Origin of the sequence: Bacillus sp. FSL R9-9492 (genome assembly GCF_038007365.1) — a bacterium.
In the GTDB taxonomy this organism is placed as follows: domain Bacteria; phylum Bacillota; class Bacilli; order Bacillales; family Bacillaceae_G; genus Bacillus_A; species Bacillus_A mycoides.
Map to the genome: position 1 here is coordinate 4,824,560 of NZ_JBBOXC010000001.1, position 16,932 is coordinate 4,841,491.

At 35.1% G+C, this 16,932-nt stretch carries 20 protein-coding genes; 9 read left to right on the top strand and 11 right to left on the bottom strand.

All coding sequences use genetic code 11. The features are described from left to right. Positions 1 to 8: 8 nt before the first annotated feature. Positions 9 to 1,238 carry an ATP-binding protein gene (locus MKY70_RS24805; protein ID WP_088032188.1) on the bottom strand — a complete coding sequence of 410 codons (1,230 nt, stop codon included), beginning with the start codon at positions 1,236 to 1,238 and terminating at the stop codon, positions 9 to 11. A gap of 171 nt (positions 1,239 to 1,409) precedes the next feature. Between MKY70_RS24805 and MKY70_RS24810 the strand changes: the two genes are divergently transcribed. Together MKY70_RS24810 and MKY70_RS24815 are read left to right on the top strand one after the other, a co-directional pair. Beyond that, entirely contained in the window at positions 1,410 to 3,437 is a 2,028-nt protein-coding gene (locus tag MKY70_RS24810; RefSeq protein WP_060750079.1) for a catalase, read from the top strand. 21 nt (positions 3,438 to 3,458) lie between these two features. Further along, entirely contained in the window at positions 3,459 to 4,268 is an 810-nt protein-coding gene (locus MKY70_RS24815; protein ID WP_341025929.1) for an alpha/beta fold hydrolase, read from the top strand. Positions 4,269 to 4,317: 49 nt separating this feature from the next. Here the strand turns inward: MKY70_RS24815 and MKY70_RS24820 are convergent, their stop codons facing one another. Both MKY70_RS24820 and MKY70_RS24825 read right to left on the bottom strand, forming a co-directional pair. Continuing rightward, a complete protein-coding gene (locus MKY70_RS24820) occupies positions 4,318 to 4,509 on the bottom strand; it encodes a peptide ABC transporter permease (RefSeq protein ID WP_341074617.1) in 192 nt (63 codons plus the stop codon). 245 nt (positions 4,510 to 4,754) lie between these two features. Then, positions 4,755 to 6,821 carry an LTA synthase family protein gene (locus MKY70_RS24825; protein ID WP_341025932.1) on the bottom strand — a complete coding sequence of 689 codons (2,067 nt, stop codon included), beginning with the start codon at positions 6,819 to 6,821 and terminating at the stop codon, positions 4,755 to 4,757. 291 nt (positions 6,822 to 7,112) lie between these two features. Here MKY70_RS24825 and MKY70_RS24830 point away from each other — a divergent pair, with 291 nt between their 5' ends. After that, positions 7,113 to 8,366 (top strand): glycosyltransferase family 39 protein, encoded by a 1,254-nt coding sequence (locus tag MKY70_RS24830; protein WP_088032182.1) that lies wholly within the window; start codon positions 7,113 to 7,115, stop codon positions 8,364 to 8,366. Between the two features lie 41 nt (positions 8,367 to 8,407). On the opposite strand, the gene MKY70_RS24835 is transcribed toward MKY70_RS24830, so the two are convergent. The 3 genes from MKY70_RS24835 to MKY70_RS24845 form a co-directional block, all read right to left on the bottom strand. Then, positions 8,408 to 9,085, bottom strand: coding sequence for a YwbE family protein (locus MKY70_RS24835; RefSeq protein WP_341025934.1), 678 nt, complete (start codon positions 9,083 to 9,085; stop codon positions 8,408 to 8,410). Positions 9,086 to 9,278: 193 nt separating this feature from the next. Next, positions 9,279 to 9,509 carry a hypothetical protein gene (locus MKY70_RS24840; protein ID WP_341025935.1) on the bottom strand — a complete coding sequence of 77 codons (231 nt, stop codon included), beginning with the start codon at positions 9,507 to 9,509 and terminating at the stop codon, positions 9,279 to 9,281. A gap of 11 nt (positions 9,510 to 9,520) precedes the next feature. Then, positions 9,521 to 9,817: a DUF3986 family protein gene (locus MKY70_RS24845; protein WP_002034469.1), complete on the bottom strand. Its 297-nt coding sequence runs from the start codon at positions 9,815 to 9,817 to the stop codon at positions 9,521 to 9,523. 120 nt (positions 9,818 to 9,937) lie between these two features. On the opposite strand from MKY70_RS24845, the gene MKY70_RS24850 reads away from it, so the two are divergent. The 3 genes from MKY70_RS24850 to MKY70_RS24860 are packed head-to-tail and all read left to right on the top strand — an operon-like array spanning position 9,938 to position 12,520. Next, entirely contained in the window at positions 9,938 to 10,945 is a 1,008-nt protein-coding gene (locus MKY70_RS24850; RefSeq protein WP_140152360.1) for an ABC transporter substrate-binding protein, read from the top strand. Between the two features lie 11 nt (positions 10,946 to 10,956). Continuing rightward, positions 10,957 to 11,721, top strand: a complete 765-nt coding sequence (locus MKY70_RS24855; protein ID WP_002034467.1) for an ABC transporter ATP-binding protein — start codon at positions 10,957 to 10,959, stop codon at positions 11,719 to 11,721. Then, complete coding sequence (locus MKY70_RS24860; RefSeq protein WP_341025937.1) at positions 11,714 to 12,520, top strand: ABC transporter permease; 807 nt, start codon at positions 11,714 to 11,716, stop codon at positions 12,518 to 12,520. The genes MKY70_RS24855 and MKY70_RS24860 overlap by 8 nt, the downstream gene beginning before the upstream one ends. A 34-nt stretch (positions 12,521 to 12,554) precedes the next feature. On the opposite strand, the gene MKY70_RS24865 is transcribed toward MKY70_RS24860, so the two are convergent. Together MKY70_RS24865 and MKY70_RS24870 are read right to left on the bottom strand one after the other, a co-directional pair. Further along, entirely contained in the window at positions 12,555 to 12,782 is a 228-nt protein-coding gene (locus tag MKY70_RS24865; protein ID WP_002129567.1) for a hypothetical protein, read from the bottom strand. 226 nt (positions 12,783 to 13,008) lie between these two features. Beyond that, positions 13,009 to 14,127 carry a recombinase family protein gene (locus MKY70_RS24870; protein WP_341025938.1) on the bottom strand — a complete coding sequence of 373 codons (1,119 nt, stop codon included), beginning with the start codon at positions 14,125 to 14,127 and terminating at the stop codon, positions 13,009 to 13,011. 93 nt (positions 14,128 to 14,220) lie between these two features. On the opposite strand from MKY70_RS24870, the gene MKY70_RS24875 reads away from it, so the two are divergent. Beyond that, the gene (locus MKY70_RS24875) at positions 14,221 to 14,892 is read left to right on the top strand and encodes an HAD family hydrolase (RefSeq protein WP_341025939.1); all 672 of its coding nucleotides are present in this window, start codon (positions 14,221 to 14,223) and stop codon (positions 14,890 to 14,892) included. Between the two features lie 47 nt (positions 14,893 to 14,939). Here the strand turns inward: MKY70_RS24875 and MKY70_RS24880 are convergent, their stop codons facing one another. The 3 genes from MKY70_RS24880 to MKY70_RS24890 all read right to left on the bottom strand — a co-directional run bounded on the left by MKY70_RS24880 (position 14,940) and on the right by MKY70_RS24890 (position 16,466). Beyond that, a complete protein-coding gene (locus MKY70_RS24880) occupies positions 14,940 to 15,476 on the bottom strand; it encodes a DUF3267 domain-containing protein (RefSeq protein ID WP_341025940.1) in 537 nt (178 codons plus the stop codon). Positions 15,477 to 15,584: 108 nt separating this feature from the next. Beyond that, a complete protein-coding gene (gene mutTA / locus MKY70_RS24885; protein WP_002015736.1) occupies positions 15,585 to 16,064 on the bottom strand; it encodes an antimutator 8-oxo-(dGTP/GTP)ase in 480 nt (159 codons plus the stop codon). 84 nt (positions 16,065 to 16,148) lie between these two features. Further along, complete coding sequence (locus MKY70_RS24890) at positions 16,149 to 16,466, bottom strand: hydrolase (RefSeq protein WP_341025941.1); 318 nt, start codon at positions 16,464 to 16,466, stop codon at positions 16,149 to 16,151. An 83-nt stretch (positions 16,467 to 16,549) separates the two neighbouring features. Between MKY70_RS24890 and ytzI the strand changes: the two genes are divergently transcribed. Beyond that, positions 16,550 to 16,699, top strand: coding sequence for a YtzI protein (gene ytzI / locus MKY70_RS24895; RefSeq protein ID WP_341025942.1), 150 nt, complete (start codon positions 16,550 to 16,552; stop codon positions 16,697 to 16,699). Beyond that, a complete protein-coding gene (locus tag MKY70_RS24900) occupies positions 16,692 to 16,922 on the top strand; it encodes a YczI family protein (RefSeq protein ID WP_050567928.1) in 231 nt (76 codons plus the stop codon). Before ytzI ends, MKY70_RS24900 begins: the two co-directional genes overlap by 8 nt. The last annotated feature ends 10 nt before the right edge of the window (positions 16,923 to 16,932 follow it).

A 16,932-nucleotide genomic window follows, 5' to 3' on the forward strand; every position in this document is an offset into this window, starting at 1 on the left:
AACACCTCTTAATCTTGTGTCACATTGCGCTCACATTTTTTCGGGAGCAGTATTTCTACTCTCGTTCCTTTCTTTACTTCACTAGAAATGTGTAATTCTCCAAGATGATCTGTCACAATTCGCTCTGCTACCGTAAGACCTAATCCAATTCTATCTTGCTTCGTTGTATAAAAAGCATCCTTAACTCGTCCTAAATTATCCTTTTTTATCCCAAAACCACTATCTACTATACTTACTATTACATAATCTCTTTTTTTATTTTCAACTTGTATTTTTAATGTTCCGCCATGTTCCATTGCCTCTAAAGCATTTTTAATAACATACAAAAATACTCCTTTTAATTTGCGTTTATCACATTCAATTTCACTTCTATTTTGTTCTTCATTAAAGGTGCAATTTATATTTAACTCGTTCATTTTTCCGCGCATGTTTTCTACCGTTTGTACTAAAACATCACTTACAATGTGTTTTTCATAAACAGAAGGTTTACATGTAGCAACCTCCATTAATTCACTAATCATATTATTCATATTTTCGATTTCGAGAATCATTTGTTCATATGTTGCATCTTTTTCGTGTTTCTCTTTTTGTAATTGCGTGAACCCTTTTAATGAAGCAAGTGGGTTTTTAATTTCATGTCCGACTGTCGCTGCCATTTTTCCGATAACCGCCAATTTTTGTGACTGACTTGCCTCTGCAATACGTCCCTTTACTGCTGAAAGATATTGTAAAAATCGATTTAAAATAATAAATGACACGAAAAGTAACACCATATTTATAACAAGAGACATAAACAGGTTAAGTTCTCCAAATACAAATAGGTATATCATATATTTCCCTATAAGGAATGGCGCTAAGACAAATAAATATCTTTTACTCAAAAAGATCGGTACGAAGAAAATAAGAATATATTCAATTACATTCCCCTCATCAAATGCTATTCTATTATGAAAAGCATACCATCCAATATTAAAAGTCTCTGCGATCATGTATGCAAATAAATATGTATATTTAACTAAATATGCTTTTTCTCTCTCAAATAAGTAAACACTAATACCTAATATAGCCATAATATATGCAAGCTTCCATATCCCTTTATGCCAATTTCCTAAAGGCATTGTATCTTCTAATATAATCGCGTATGCAACCTCGTATACAATTAAAATAACATGTATTACCCATAAGAAAATCTTAGCGTTTTTCTTTTCTTCTTTAGCTGATAGAAAACTCTCCTCCACTTCAACACCCCTTCAAAAGAATACCATTTATTATAATAAATGATTTTCATAGACAAACAAAGATAAATTGAACAAATGAGGAAAATCAATCCATAGATAATATACTTCCCACACCATATGTAAGCATAAAAACCATGAACAATAATACGTATAATATGGGAGGTGCTTTATATGGACGGTCGTGAAAATAAGAAGATAGAACAGTTACAATCCTTTACGAAAAACAATGAAGGAAAAGAGATGACAACGAATACGGGTGTCAAAATTTCAAATGATGAAAACTCTTTAACCGCCGGCGATCGTGGTCCTACACTTTTAGAAGATTTCCTGATGCGAGAAAAACTCGCTCATTTTGACCGTGAACGAATTCCTGAAAGAGTCGTTCATGCCCGCGGTTACGGAGCACATGGTGTTTTTGAGCTATATGATTCTTTAGAAGACTTAACAATGGCTCATTTTTTACAAGACCCATCTAAAAAGACACCTATTTTTATTCGTTTTTCTGAAGTTGCTGGATCAAAAGGTGCAAATGAAACGAACCGAGATGTACGAGGATTCGCTGTTAAGTTTTATACAGAGGAAGGAAATTTCGATTTAGTGGGTAATAACATTCCGATTTTCTTCATTCAAGATGGTATTAAATTTCCGGATCTTATTCATGCTCTTAAACCAGAGCCACATAATGAGATTCCCCAAGGACAAACAGCACACGATACTTTTTGGGACTTTATCGCCAATAATCAAGAATCAGCTGCGATGATGATGTGGATTATGTCGGATCGCGCAATTCCGAGAAGTTTTCGAATGATGCAAGGGTTCGGCGTTCATACATTTCGTTTAGTTAATAAACATGGGAAGTCACGATTCGTAAAATTCCACTGGAAGCCAAAGCTTGGCGTTCACTCGTTAATTTGGGATGAAGCTCAAAAACTAGGCGGCGCTGATCCAGATTATCATCGCCGTGATTTATGGGAAAATATTAATGCCGGAAACTACCCTGAGTACGAACTTGGCGTTCAAATTTTAGAAGAAGAGGATGAATTTAAATACGATTTCGATATATTAGATGCAACAAAAATTTGGCCGGAAGAAGACTTCCCTGTTAAGATCATCGGAAAAATGACGTTAAACCGAAACGTTGATAACGTATTTGCGGAAACAGAACAAGTCGCACTGCACCCTGGAAGCATCGTCCGCGGTATCGATTTTACAAATGATCCTCTCTTACAAGGTAGACTCTTTTCTTATACAGATACACAATTAGCCCGCGTCGGTACAAACTATCAAGAGTTACCGATTAATCGTCCGGTATGTCCTTTTCATAACAATCAAAGAGATGGTGCGTCTAAATATATAATTGATAAAGGAAAAGTCGCTTACCATAATAACTCTTTAGCTAATAACTCTCCCTTTACTGTACCTGGTACGAAAGGCGGTTTCGTTACATATCCTTCTACTGTTTCTGGACATAAAACAAGAGAGACAGCCGCTAGTTTTAAAGACCATTTCTCACAAGCCCGTTTATTTTGGAATAGTATGAGCCACGTCGAAAAAATCCATATTATGCAGGCCTTTTCCTTTGAATTAGGAAAAGTAAAAAGTAAATCAGTTCGCCAACAAGTCGTAGGTATGATTGGTCATATAAGTACGGAATTAGCTACTTTAGTAGCTGAAGCAGTCGGGGCAACAGTACCAAATGTTCAAGAATCAAATGTTACAAAATCCTCACCAGCACTAAGTATGGAACATACAACATTCAGCCCAAATACATTACGAGTAGGCGTCATTGTCGCAAACGGATATGACGGTCAAAACGCACAATATATTATAAATCAATTCAAACAAGCCGGTCTTCAGCCCGTTATTATTTCCGAACGATTAGGTTTTGTGCAAGGCTCTCAAAATGGACAGTGGGAAGTGAATGATACTTTCTTAACAGGATCACCACTTCTTTATGATGGGCTACTTCTTATTGGCGGAAATATTAATGATCATTTTCTTAACAAGGCAAGTTCATTCGTCGTAGAATCGTATAATCACTTTAAGCCAATTGGCGCTTTCCAAAATGGAACTACTATTGTTCAATCTTTAAACATCGAAGGAAAACCTGGCGTTATAACAGAACAAAATCCTACCTTACTTGCGAATGAATTTATTCAGGCAATGACAAAACAGCGATTTTGGGAGAGAGCCTACTAAAATGCATGAGGAGGATACATCATGTTCGTTACAGTGGAAAAAGATGTACACATTTTTGTTGAGGATATTAACCCAGGCCCTGGAAGTAAACCTGTCTTCTTCGTTCATGGCTGGCCTTTAAATCATCAAATGTACCAATATCAATTTAATATCTTACCACAACATGGTTTCCGCTGCATCGCCATGGATATACGAGGAAACGGACAGTCTGATAAACCATGGACTGGTTACACTTATGATCGTTTAGCTGATGATATCGCAATTGTATTAGATGCACTTCAAATAGAAAATGCTACGTTAGTCGGCTTCTCAGTCGGTGGCGCTCTCTCTATTCGGTATATGTCACGATATAATGGACGTCGTATTTCCAAACTTGCATTAGTGGATGCTGTCTCTCCTTCTTTCGTGAAAAACCAAGAATCCCCTTACGGCGTACCGAAAGAACAAGCAGATGCTCTGATTGCTCAAATGTATGTAAATTTACCTAAGTTTCTAAGTGATGTATCTTTATCATTTTTTAATAGAAACTTAGGAGCTGCCACGTTAGAATGGTTTTCTTATCTCGGTATGCAGTCCGCTTCTTATGCTCTCATCAAAATTTTGCAAGCCGCTGCAAACGAAGACGTAACGAAGGACTTAAGTAAAATTAACGTCCCAACAAAAATATTCCACGGTGTTCACGACCAACTCATCCCTTATAAAAGTGCTGAGCTAACAAAAGAGCGAATTAAAAACTCTGAACTATATCCTCTTACAAATAGTGGCCACGGCTCTCCAATCGATCAAACGGATGAATTAAATAAGGAACTGATAAAATTTTTAAATTCATAGTTCCTTTACAGTAAAAAAAGAATTTGCCCTTACGGCAAATTCTTTTTTCTTAACTACCTTTTGCACGAGCAAATTCCACATATGACTTATTCTTCTCTTCCATTAAAAATAAAACGATAATGCGGAAAAAATGAAGAGTTGGAACAATAGTCATACAAAGAATAGGTAAAAAACAAACACGCTCATCGTTAAACGCATAAATACTAACCACTCGAAATCCTGTTTGTTTATAAATCCACACAACAAATAATTGTAAACTAAAAACTAATAATAAATCTGGAACTGATTCTATTAAAATTAAACAAATTGTCCAATTATATACTAGATGAAAAATTCACACACTTCTCACAAATCAATTATTAAAACGACTCTATTTTAATTTATACTAAATGTACAAGTAATACTCCCTAAACCTAGCTTGTCTGGTTATCCCGTTAAATACTATGAAAAAAGAACTTGTATCGTATACAAGTTCTTTTTTGTCGCCTATTTAAATAATATATCCTTACTATATTGCTTTCCGATGAGTAAGTCATATTGAATAAACTCATATTGCTTTAGCATTTCTTTTTGTTTTTCTGTTAAACTTTTTATTGCTTCTCCGTCTTTTCCTATCTTCAATTCATCACGAAGTACGGGAATTTCTTCATATAACTTCGATAAAAATTGATAGAACGGTACCTTATTTAATCCAGCATAATCAAAGACAAGATTTGAAAAATAGATTGGACTTACTAAACCTAAATTGTCATTTGGCATATCAAAATTTGCATACATTAATAACGGCGTTTGCGCCATCGCTAATCGTTCACTTGGCGTTTTTTCATTTGTTATATAACCAGTCTCTTTATAAAGAGATTTATTTGTTCCTAGTGATGGGAGATGGTCCCCAAAGAATACTAATAATGTAGGTCTATCTAAATTATCTAGCTCCTCTATTAAATATTGAAGAGCTTCATCTGAACGTCTTAACCCTTCTGTATAAGTCTCTAATTCAGCCTTCGACTCTTCATTTTCTAATCCACTAATCTCTATTTGATTTTCACCAAATCTTCCTTCTGTAAATGGAAAATGATTTTGCATCGTAACTGCATGAACAAACGTAGGTTTCTTTTGCTTCTCTAATTCAGCTATTATCTCTTTACTCATAGATAAATCGCTAATATAATCTCCATCAACTTCTACATTTTCCATCGTATCTTGTGCATTAAACTTATCAAACCCTAACACTTTATATACATCATCCCGTTTAAAGAATGAGCGACCGAACGAATGAATAGCGCTTGTGTAATACCCCTCTTTTTTCAGCGCTCGAGGAATAGATGGAACTTCTATCTTACTTGTAACGGCTTGCTGATATGGTATAGATCCTGGCTTTAACAAGCTCATTGAATAACTCGTTAACGCCTCAAATTCAACGTTCGCAGTATTTCCTCCAAATGTAGGAGAAATAGTCTGTCCACCAGGAAAATTTTCTATATAATGATGCAAATTCGGTAAAGGATCTTCACTAAAGGAAAGATTCGTTAATTTCGTTGGATCCCAAAACGACTCGCTCATTACAAAAATAATATTTGGTTTCTCTTTTTGCTTCTGCGCCCCTATATTGCTGCTATATTGTTTTTTTATATCGTTTGCTATTTGAAGCATATTTTCTTTTGAATAATCTTTCGGCTTTTCAATGACTGTCGTATCTAAATTACTTATAAAGCCTAGCACAAAACCATTCAAAGCATAATTTTCATGTTGATTCCACAAAACGAACTCTATGCCCGACTTTTGAAACCATTTATTCATAAACGTATTCGTAAAATTACCATACGCATATAAAACAAAAACGGATCCTATTATAAATAGAACTCGTACGCCTGCATGAACTTTTACATTTTGAATATATTTCCTTATATACATACCCGCCAAAATACAGACAACAACACTTACAATAACGAGAAGAATATAACCCCAACTAAAATAATCCATCACCATTGGTATAACAGATTGCATATGTCCAATCTGTGTAAAATCAGAAGGATATAGTGGGTCTCCCCTAAAAACAATTTTGAAGTGATTTACAATAACCAAAATGATTAGCAAAATGCTTGTCAAAATAGTACTCAAAAAAACTTTCCCAAGCACGTTATACACCAAAACATATATCGCATAAATTACAATTAAACTAAATATAAACTGTGCGTTATAATTGTAAACCCAATTCAGTGTATTTACGAGATTCATATTATTTTGCGTGAAAATAAAAAGCAAAGTAACCACATGCGCTACTAAAAACATTCTAATATAAATCCTAATAATCCGTTTGAATTTATTAACAATATCTTTATTCAAATGCGCAACATACAATAGTAAAATCCACAGCAAAATTGTCATTATACTTAAGACAATTTTTTGATTTAACATATCTTTCATCGTATCTAAACTAAAATATTTTAAAATCAAGAAAAGTGTGGGTATTACATATAGGGTTACTAGGCCACTTAACATCGCTGAAATTAATATATTTCTTCTTGGCTGATGAAATGAAAAATTACACCTCAATTCATTCCCTCTTTTCTGTTTATTAATTTCACCCCGCACCGTAAAAACAGTTTCTATTAAGATAACATACTTCATGCATTTCGTCTTCACGCTGGATTCTACTATAACTGTAGTTTCTTAATTCTCCCTTAATCAACAGTTTAATTTTGGAATACCAACTATCTATTCTTAAAAAACCAAATTCCTTAATTCCACTTTATGACATAATAACTATGTTTTGGAAAACCTTAATACTAATATGGTTTTATCATGAAAATAAGAAAGAATTAATAAAAAAGGAGCTGCTCATTTTTGTTAAATAAGTTTAAAAATTTGCCTAAAGCGGTATATGTAATTTTGGCGCTTTCTTTCCTGTTGCACGTTTTTTGTCTAGTAAAACAACCAGGATTAAATGGAGAGGTAGTCAAAGTAACATATGGTGCAAATGATGCGTTCAACTATTCGTTAACAGCTGAACAGTTACTAAAACACGGTGTCTTCGGATATGTTTATTTGGAGCCTAGTGAAGTTCCTGGAAAAAATGCATACATCACACCAGGTCAGCCGCTATTATTAGCTGGCGCTATGATTATTTCTGATGTTACATCACTTCCTTACTATTACGTGGCAACTGTTATTAATATGATACTGAACCTCGGCACAGTGTTATTAGTATTCTTAATAGGGAAAGAGTTATTTGAAAAGAATATTTATGGAATTGTCGCAAGTATTTTATATGCTATGTATCCAAGTAACTATACATACTTCCGTACATTACTAACAGAAGTTCCTTCAATATTCTTATTATCGTTAAGCGTGTATGTATTTGTTCTCGCATGGAAATACAATAAAGCAAAATTCCATATATGGTTTGGAATTGTCGTTTCCATTTTACTTATGTTCCGCCCAAATCCAGCTCCAATGATGCTCATTCCTGTTCTTGTCGTCTTGTTCACATATGGATTTAAAGACTCAATTCGAATTGGATTATTATGGCTCATTGGCCCGTTCTTTATTATCGGTGCCTGGGTTGTTCGTAACTATTTAGCGTTCAATCAATTTATTTTATTCTCAACCCAAGGTGCGGACCCATTAATTGCCGGTGCAGATCCATTTAACAAAATTGGCTATGAAAATGTAGTTAACCAAATGAAAGCCCAGGGCTTAGAGGATAAAAATGCATACGCAAAAGATTTAATCAAAAATGGATTTAAAACGGACTTCACATATTGGTTCTCGTGGTTCACTGTTGGTAAAACAATTGAATTATTCAAAACAGCTCCTGCTGTAGACCAATACCATATTCATAAATTTATGCAAATGTGTCATAGAGTCTTTATCATAGGCACATTCTTGAGCAGTTTCTGCTTCATGCTAAATTCATTTAAGCATAAGCGCGTTATGATGCTAGTAGCAAGTTCTGTTATTTACATCATCTTCTCAAACTTATTCTTAGCGATTAATCGCTACGGATTTTTCATTAACCCTCTTATGTGCTTAATTCTTGCATATGGGTTAGTTTACGCTGTGCAGAAGCTTCCATTTTTCCGCACTAACCAAGCATAATAAAAAAGAGGTCGTCCAAAGATGGACGACCTCTTTTTTATTTATCCAACACTTTGAACACGGCCAATTTGTCCATCTTGTAATCGAACTTTAATTCCGTACGTATGTGTTTCTGTGTTTGTTAAAATATCTTTCACAACACCACTCACTGTTTTACTATAATCTTTATCCAATTGAATAACTACATGTGAACCAACCGAAATTTGTGATCTTGTCGGTTTCCCACCTGTTGCTTCTGTTGTTTTTTCTTGTTTTTTTGTTCTCTCTTGTTGTGCAGACTGTTGTTGCTGAATCTTCTGTTGCTCTTCTTGCTTACGTTTTTCTTGCTCTACTCTTTGCTGCTCTTCTTGCTTACGTTTTTCTTGCTCTACTCTTTGCTGCTCTTCTTGCTTACGTTTTTCTTCTTCTACTCTTTGCTGCTCTTCTTGCTTACGTTTTTCTTCTTCTACTCTTTGCTGCTCTTCTTGCTTACGTTTTTCTTCCTCTACCCTTTGCTGCTCTTCTTGCTTACGTTTTTCTTCTACTCTTTGCTGCTCTTCTTGCTTACGTTTTTCTTCCTCTGCTTTTTGCTGCTCTTCTACCTTCTTATCTTCTTCAACTTTCTTCTCATCTATTTTCTGTTCTTCCGATGCTTTCAGCTTTTCCTCTTCATCTTTACAAGCTGTTAAAACCACTACACATAAGCTCATAAGCAAAAATAATAATAATTTCTTTAACATTAAAAAACCCTCCTATATATACATTACAAATAATGACCTTTAATAGAATAACAAATATGTATAAACCCCTTTGTCGTAATTTGTCGTATACATTGGATTTTCCATGTAACACTACATGCTACAAATAGAAAAGAACCTGTCATATGACAGGTTCTTTTCGTTATTTATTAGGATACGATGATTAGCATGTTTACTATACAGGAGGAAGCATCCATATTTTCCATATGATACTTACGATTACTATAAGTACAAAATCAAACAAATCTAATCTCGGACCCTTTTTCATAGTCATGTCTAGCCACATATGAATCCATTTCATTTCCTTATATTTATGAATATTTTTCTTTGCGAATCGGTAAGTGAGCACTTGCATGATGTAAATTCCAATTACACAAATAAGCAATAAGATGAGAAATTCAAACACAAAATTCCTCCCTATTTTTGAAGCGTTCTTTCTACTATATGGTTCTTCAAAACCCATTCCTCAAACTGAGCACTTCCAAACTCCCAGCTCAAATCACGAGCATGTACAGAAAAAACGTAATAACCAGCATATTCGTCCATAAACCGACCTGTCTCTATCTCCTCTTTCTGAAGACCGTATACTCCAAAATTAAAATACACATCCCACACGTCTTCATGCTTCCTTTTATAAGCAATCGATTCCATATCACATTCAGTTCCGAAATAATCAAGATGTAAATGTACGCTATCATCGTATTCGTAATCCATTTTATCACCCCTTATATTTGTACTTCTTTATTACCCGAAAAATTCCTGCTATCTATACTCACATATGGGCACTTACCTACATATTATGCTTGTAGATTGACTTCTAGGAGGTGTCATATAGTGAAAAAATTAATAACCGTTTTTTGCATCATGTTACTAGCTGTTTTCACATTCGCTGCTTGTAGTAGTACAAAGGAAAGTACGAAAAAACAAGCTCAAAAAATTCGCGTTGGCGAAGTTACACACTCTCTTTTCTACGCACCATTATATGTTGGAATTGAAAAAGGATTTTTTAAAGATGAAGGCTTAAATATTGACTTACAAACAACAGCTGGCGGAGATAAAACGATGACCACCCTTTTATCTGGCGGAATTGATATTGCTCTCGTTGGTTCAGAAACGTCTATTTATGTTCATCAACAAGGAGCAAAAGATCCTGTCATTAATTTTGCGCAGCTTACACAAACAGATGGTACATTTTTAGTTTCCCGTAAAAAATTAGACTCTTTTAATTGGAACGACGTAAAAGGCGTTACGTTTTTAGGACAGCGTAAAGGCGGCATGCCGCAAATGGTTGGTGAATACGTTTTAAAGAAAAATGGCATTGACCCTCGCAAAGATACGAACTTAATTCAAAATATCGAGTTTGCTAATATTGCAAATGCCTTTGCATCTGGTACGGGAGAATTTGTACAGCTCTTTGAACCGACTGCAAGTATACTTGAAAAAGAAGGAAAAGGTTATATCGTCGCGTCTTTCGGAGCTGAATCTGGTACTGTCCCTTATACAACGTTTATGGCAAAAGAAAGTTTCTTAAAGAAAGATAAAGCTGCTGCAGAAAAATTCACGCGCGCACTATATAAAGCGCAGCAATGGGTTGATACACATAGTCCAGAAGAGATTGCCGATGCCGTTTCACCACTATTTAAAGACACTTCAAAAGACATTTCAGTAAAAGTAATTGAACGCTACAAAAAACAACATTCATATGCGACAAATCCATTATTAGATGATGTAGAATGGAAACAACTCCAAACGATTATGAAAGAATCTGGTGAATTACAAAAAGAAGTTCCACATGAAGCGCTCGTCAATACAAAAATTGCCGAAAGCGTTATTAAGAAATAGAGGCGAAGTGTATGAGCTTTTTACAAATACGTAACGTTTCTCACTGCTTTTTTGCAAAAGAAAATGCCAAACTTATTCTTGAAGATATGAGTTTGCAAGTAGAAGAAGGCGAATTTATTTCAATCCTTGGTCCAAGTGGTTGCGGAAAAACAACGCTCCTCTCCATCATCGCAGGGCTACTTGATCCAATTGAAGGTATCGTATTTTTAGATGGTGAACCGATTACAACTAAGACCCCCTCTATGGGCTATATGCTCCAGCAAGATTACTTGTTTCCGTGGAAAACAATTGAAGAAAATATTATGCTCGGACTTCATATTCGGAAGGTTTATGATGAAAATACGAAAGAACATACATTAAAGCTTTTAAAACAAGTCGGCCTATATGATATAGAACAGCAATACCCTCGTGAACTATCCGGTGGTATGCGCCAACGTGCTGCACTCGTTCGAACATTAGCGACCGACCCAAAAATTTTATTGTTAGATGAACCATTTTCCGCTCTTGATTATCAAACAAAATTAAAACTAGAAGATCTCGTCTTCACATTACTACGTAACTATAAGAAAACATCCTTACTTGTGACACATGATATTGAAGAAGCAATTGCGATGAGTGATCGTATTTATTTACTGCAGGCGAACCCTGGAAAAATCGCAAAAACATTCATCGTCCCAGAAAGTATCCGTTCCTTATCGCCGTTAGAAGCACGCCACCACCATGACTTCCCATCCCTCTTCCAAGAAATATGGAAGGAGCTGGAACGACTTGGATAATATAAAACAACTACATGAACAGTTTCGAAAAAAAGAAAGACAACATGCATGGTTAGCTCGCTCTTTACAACTTGTACTTCTTGTTCTTTTCTTTGCAATATGGGAAATAGCTAGTAAAAAAGAATGGATTGATCCTTTACTCTTTAGCTCTCCTTCAAGTATTTGGGATCTCTTTTTAACGAAATGGATTGACGGTTCACTTTGGGTCCACATATGGACGACATTACTTGAAACAGGAGTAGGCTTCATTCTCGGAACCTTACTCGGAGCTATTATTGCTACTCTCCTTTGGTGGATGCCACTTTTGGCCCGCGTACTTGATCCTTATCTCGTCGTCCTAAATGCAATGCCAAAAGTTGCACTCGGTCCAATCATCATTGTTATTTTCGGTCCAAATATTTCATCCTCTATCGCAATGGGGGTAATCATCTCCATCATCATTACCATTCTCGTTATTTACAGCGCATTTCAAGAAGTCGATTCCAACTATATTAAGGTCATGGACACATTTGGCGCAAATAAATGGCAATGCTATAAGCACGTTATTCTCCCTTCATCTTTCCCTGCAATTATTTCAACGTTAAAAGTAAATGTTGGCTTATCATGGGTCGGTGTTATTTTCGGGGAACTCCTCGTTTCTAAACAAGGACTTGGCTATTTAATTAGCTATGGATTCCAAGTCTTTAACTTCACACTCGTCTTGCTCAGTGTAATGCTCACTTGCGTCCTCGCAACTCTTATGTATGTATTTGTCGAGGCATTTGAAAAACTCCTTATTGGAAAACGAAAAAAAAGCTGACTTAGAGCGATATGCTAGAGTCAGCTTCTTTCTCTTACCTTTTATCACACATTTTCGAATCGTCTGCAATATTCCCATTAGCAACCGTAACTGTATGGAAACAATCTTTCACACGCACCGTAACGACATTATCTTTTCGATCAATAATATGATAATCATTAAACTCTTTATTTAATGCACTACGAATTTGCTCTCCTTCAAAAATCGGAAAACCGTGAGACATTACCCAAATGAGACCAGCAACAGCAAGAATCGTTTTCATACGTTTCATTACCTCCTCGAGAGTAAACTTATAGCCCCTATACTATGCGCATTATAATTGTGTCTAATTTGTGACGTTTTTATACTAATTCTATTTTAATGATTCAGTTCCTTCTTCTTTTTTAAAAAAAGACAGAATTTTCAATTTTATCAACATAAAGAAACGCAAAGAACTATAATTCTTCACGTTTTCCCTTGGCTAAAATATATCGAACACATAATTCGCATTAGTGTCCACTTGGTTGTTCTATCGTTTTCGAAACATCATATAATCCCGCTAACACTTCCGCTCTCATTTTTACAAGCTCGGGGAATTGATAGAAGAAGATAATTTTTTTATATTTTAATTCTGTTCCTTCTTTCACCTTTTTTGAATCTTGTAAAATAAACGCTGTAAATGTATCCGCAATATCCTCTGCCACATTTGTCGTCCCATACAGTGAAACAAACTCACCATGCTTTTCCTTAAAAAATTCAATTTGAGCTTCTTCGCTTTCTTCCACTTTCTTTTCTGTCCACTCCTGGTCAATTGGTTTCCAGAAAGAATTATAAAATTGATTTATATAAGAGCTCTCCTTCGCACATCCTTCTTGTAAGAAAAGAGATTTACATTTATTTTGGTATGATGAAATATCTTTATCTTCTTCAAAAGCCTTTAAGTACTTTTCATTTACTGGTATTTGTTTATGTCCCAGCGTTAATACGTGAGCCGTCTCATGTATTAATGTTTTCATCACTTGATCGATATTTACTGCAGAATCAAGCGTATCTAAACTAATGGTCCACTCTTTCGGATACTCCATACTCGGCATAACATGAGCCACAATTCCATCGTATCCATCTGTTACCATATCAAACTCTTTTATGTCAGTGCGATACTTAGCAGGAATAAGCGTGCTATACATCTCCCATAACGATTCATGATAATCCCTATCTTGACGTTGCTTTAATACTTCTTCTTTCGCGTCCTTATCCTCCGCAAAAGCCTTATTCAATCGTTTGCGATCTAGTTTATCGAAATAAGGATCTACAATTTCATCACCATCGATATAATAAGAAGCTAAAAAGAAATAATTTTCATCATCCTTTTTTTTCATTTCTGCTTCTTTCATATCGTTACTTGAATGTCCTTCTAAATCATAATCCTCTAGTACTTCAAGTTCTGAAAGTCCATCTATCTTTTTATATACTTTTTGAAGTGTTTTATCACCTATTTGTATGCATTCTTCTGTCGTTTCGCACACATCTTTTTTCTCTCTTTTCGAAGTTTGCTCCGACATATCACATCCAGCTACTAAGCCCGTTGAAATCATAAAACACATTAACTTGCCATACAGTTTCTTCATACGCACCTCCATTATTCCATTCTACAAAAATATCATAATCATTTTTTAACGAATATGCGATAATTAATTATAAAAGCTGTATGGAGGTTTCCCATGATTCGAGCAATCTTATTTGACTTAGATGGAACACTATTAGATCGTCGCCAATCTCTAGAGCAATTTATTCGTGATCAATATAATCGCTTCGCCTTTCATTTGATAAACATAGAAAAATTCGAGTATTGCTCTCGTTTTCTCGAACTCGACAATAATGGTTACACGTGGAAAGATAAAGTATATTCCACTCTCCTTTGCGAATACAACATTACCACTTTAACGCAAGAGCAACTGCTGCACGACTACATTACAAACTTCCAACATCATTGTATTCCTTTCCAAAACATGCATGAACTACTTCAACAATTAAAACAGCGAAACATTAAAATTGGTATTATTACAAACGGCTTTACTAAATTTCAGATGAGCAACCTTCGAGCACTAAACATACATACGTATACAAGCACGATTCTTGTTTCAGAAGCAGAAGGAATTAAAAAGCCTCACCCTGAGATTTTCGAACGGGCTTTACAAAAGCTAAACGTAAAAGCAGAAGAATGCCTTTACGTTGGGGACCATCCAGAAAATGATGTGCTTGGTTCTGAACAAGTAGGGATTCTTGGCGTTTGGAAGAGAGATTCATTTTGGGGTGACTTTGAACATTCACGTGTCGTGGATGATTTATTAGAGGTGCTTTCGTTTTTAGAGGTGGAAATAAAAAAAACATAAAGCAGTCCAAAGAACCACTCTACGGAAGAGAGGTTCTTTGGACTGCTTTACTCATAAACTGTAAACTGCGGTTTACTCGGATGATCTATCACTAGCGCATCATCTGGAAATTTTGAAACTTTTTGATATAAAGCAATGTCACCGATACAACCTGCTGTTAGTAGAATCCCTAAAAATGAGAGTGGCTCCAGATTCATAGCTAATCCCAATACAATTGGTAAAATTCCAGTTGGTAAAAACGGAAGCATTAACACTGTCTTCATTTGCCTTACTGTAATCACCTGTTTAGAATGAGCATATGCAGCACCTAATTTCCAATTGACGCCCCATTTTAGTTCACTCCACGGAACACCTCCGATATAACGAAATCCAATTAAATGTATTGCCTCATGAATACAAACGAGAATAATCATTCCAATAATCAAAAGAAACATAATCGGCAATGTAATTTCAATTTGAAACTCGCCTGAAAAAAGCGCATGTAAATAACTAATTCCAATCGCCAGAGCGAATATTATAAAAAATGAATAAACATTTAATTTAACCATCGAAACAGAGACAGTTGTTTCTTTTCTGTTATCCACCTTTTCACCTCCTAAAATGTAAATATATCTTTACAAAATTGTATAATATACCCAAAATAATATAAAGATATATTTACATTTTGAACATAAAAAAAGAAACCGGCCACTTTACTTCGTAAAACAGCCGATTTCTTCTATATGTTTCATCGTACGCGCTAATACATCATCGCGCATAATAAAGCTAAATTTTCTATCAGTTTTAATATTATCAGGAATGTCTTTTAATAACACAGACCCTTTCGTTTCTTCGTAATGCGTATGTTGCTCTACCGCACTAATTGTTGCAAAATAAATGTTTTTAATGATTATTTTGTCTTTTCCGGATACTTTGTATTGCCCTAAGTAAGTTAAATCAGAAACTATGCCGCCGGTTTCCTCATGAACTTCTCGAACTGCCGCTTCTTCCGGTGTTTCCCCGAGTTCTACTTTACCACCTGGAAATTCAAGACCACGGCGTAAATGATGCGTTAATAACCATTGATCCCCGTACCGGCATACAACCCAAACATGCTTTGGCTCAGGAGAAAATGGGTAACGTTCAAACGATAATTGTACAGTGTTGTGGTAATAATCTTTAAATTTGTACATGCCATTACTCCCCTATTGATGATTACAAGTTTTTCCTACCACAAATTGTAGCATATTCTCGCTTTTCTGCATAATATTATCCAATTACAATCCATTGATTATTCCCATTTGTGCGACTAATTCTTTCGTTTCATGATTCCCTAGATCATAAATCATTTTATATGCTTTTTGTAGTTGTTCATCATATCGATCATTATTCGAATCGTGATGATACTCAACGAATGGAACGTGGGAGCGTACATACGAACCTAAGTCCTCTTCATACGCTTTATCAAAATACTCTCTTAACTCCGTAATCTCTTCGTCATTTGCATAAATTTCAAAATTATACGTATCCGCCGTCTTCACTTGTGAAATTTGACCATTTCCAACTGATATATAATATGTTTTTTTATTCTCCATGTAACACCCTTCTTTCATCCTTTTAATTTCTATTGTTTTCATCAATTACAAAATTATGTAAAATAAAGAAAAGGAGGGATTTCATGCTCAAAATATTAATTATCGGCATTATAATCGTACTGATCATATTAGTACTCTCCGTTATGACGATTAATAAAGGCTATTCTTACAAACATTCGATTGATAAACCAGAAGATACCCCTTATACAAAAAGCAGTAAAGAGCATTCATAATATACTACGCATTTTAATCGCACTCAGTGTCATCATCATATCCGCTATTAGTTTACTGACAGGTCAAAATAACTTTCTACCACTTTCACAATTTCTATTAGGAGCTTTAATGTTTCTCATCGCAATTGAGCAAATAAAAAAGAAGGATTCAGGAACCGGATTTATTTGTATTGTTGCTGGAGCATTCTCTTGGATTGTTCTCATCATTACATACATAAAATAGAAGGAGGGTT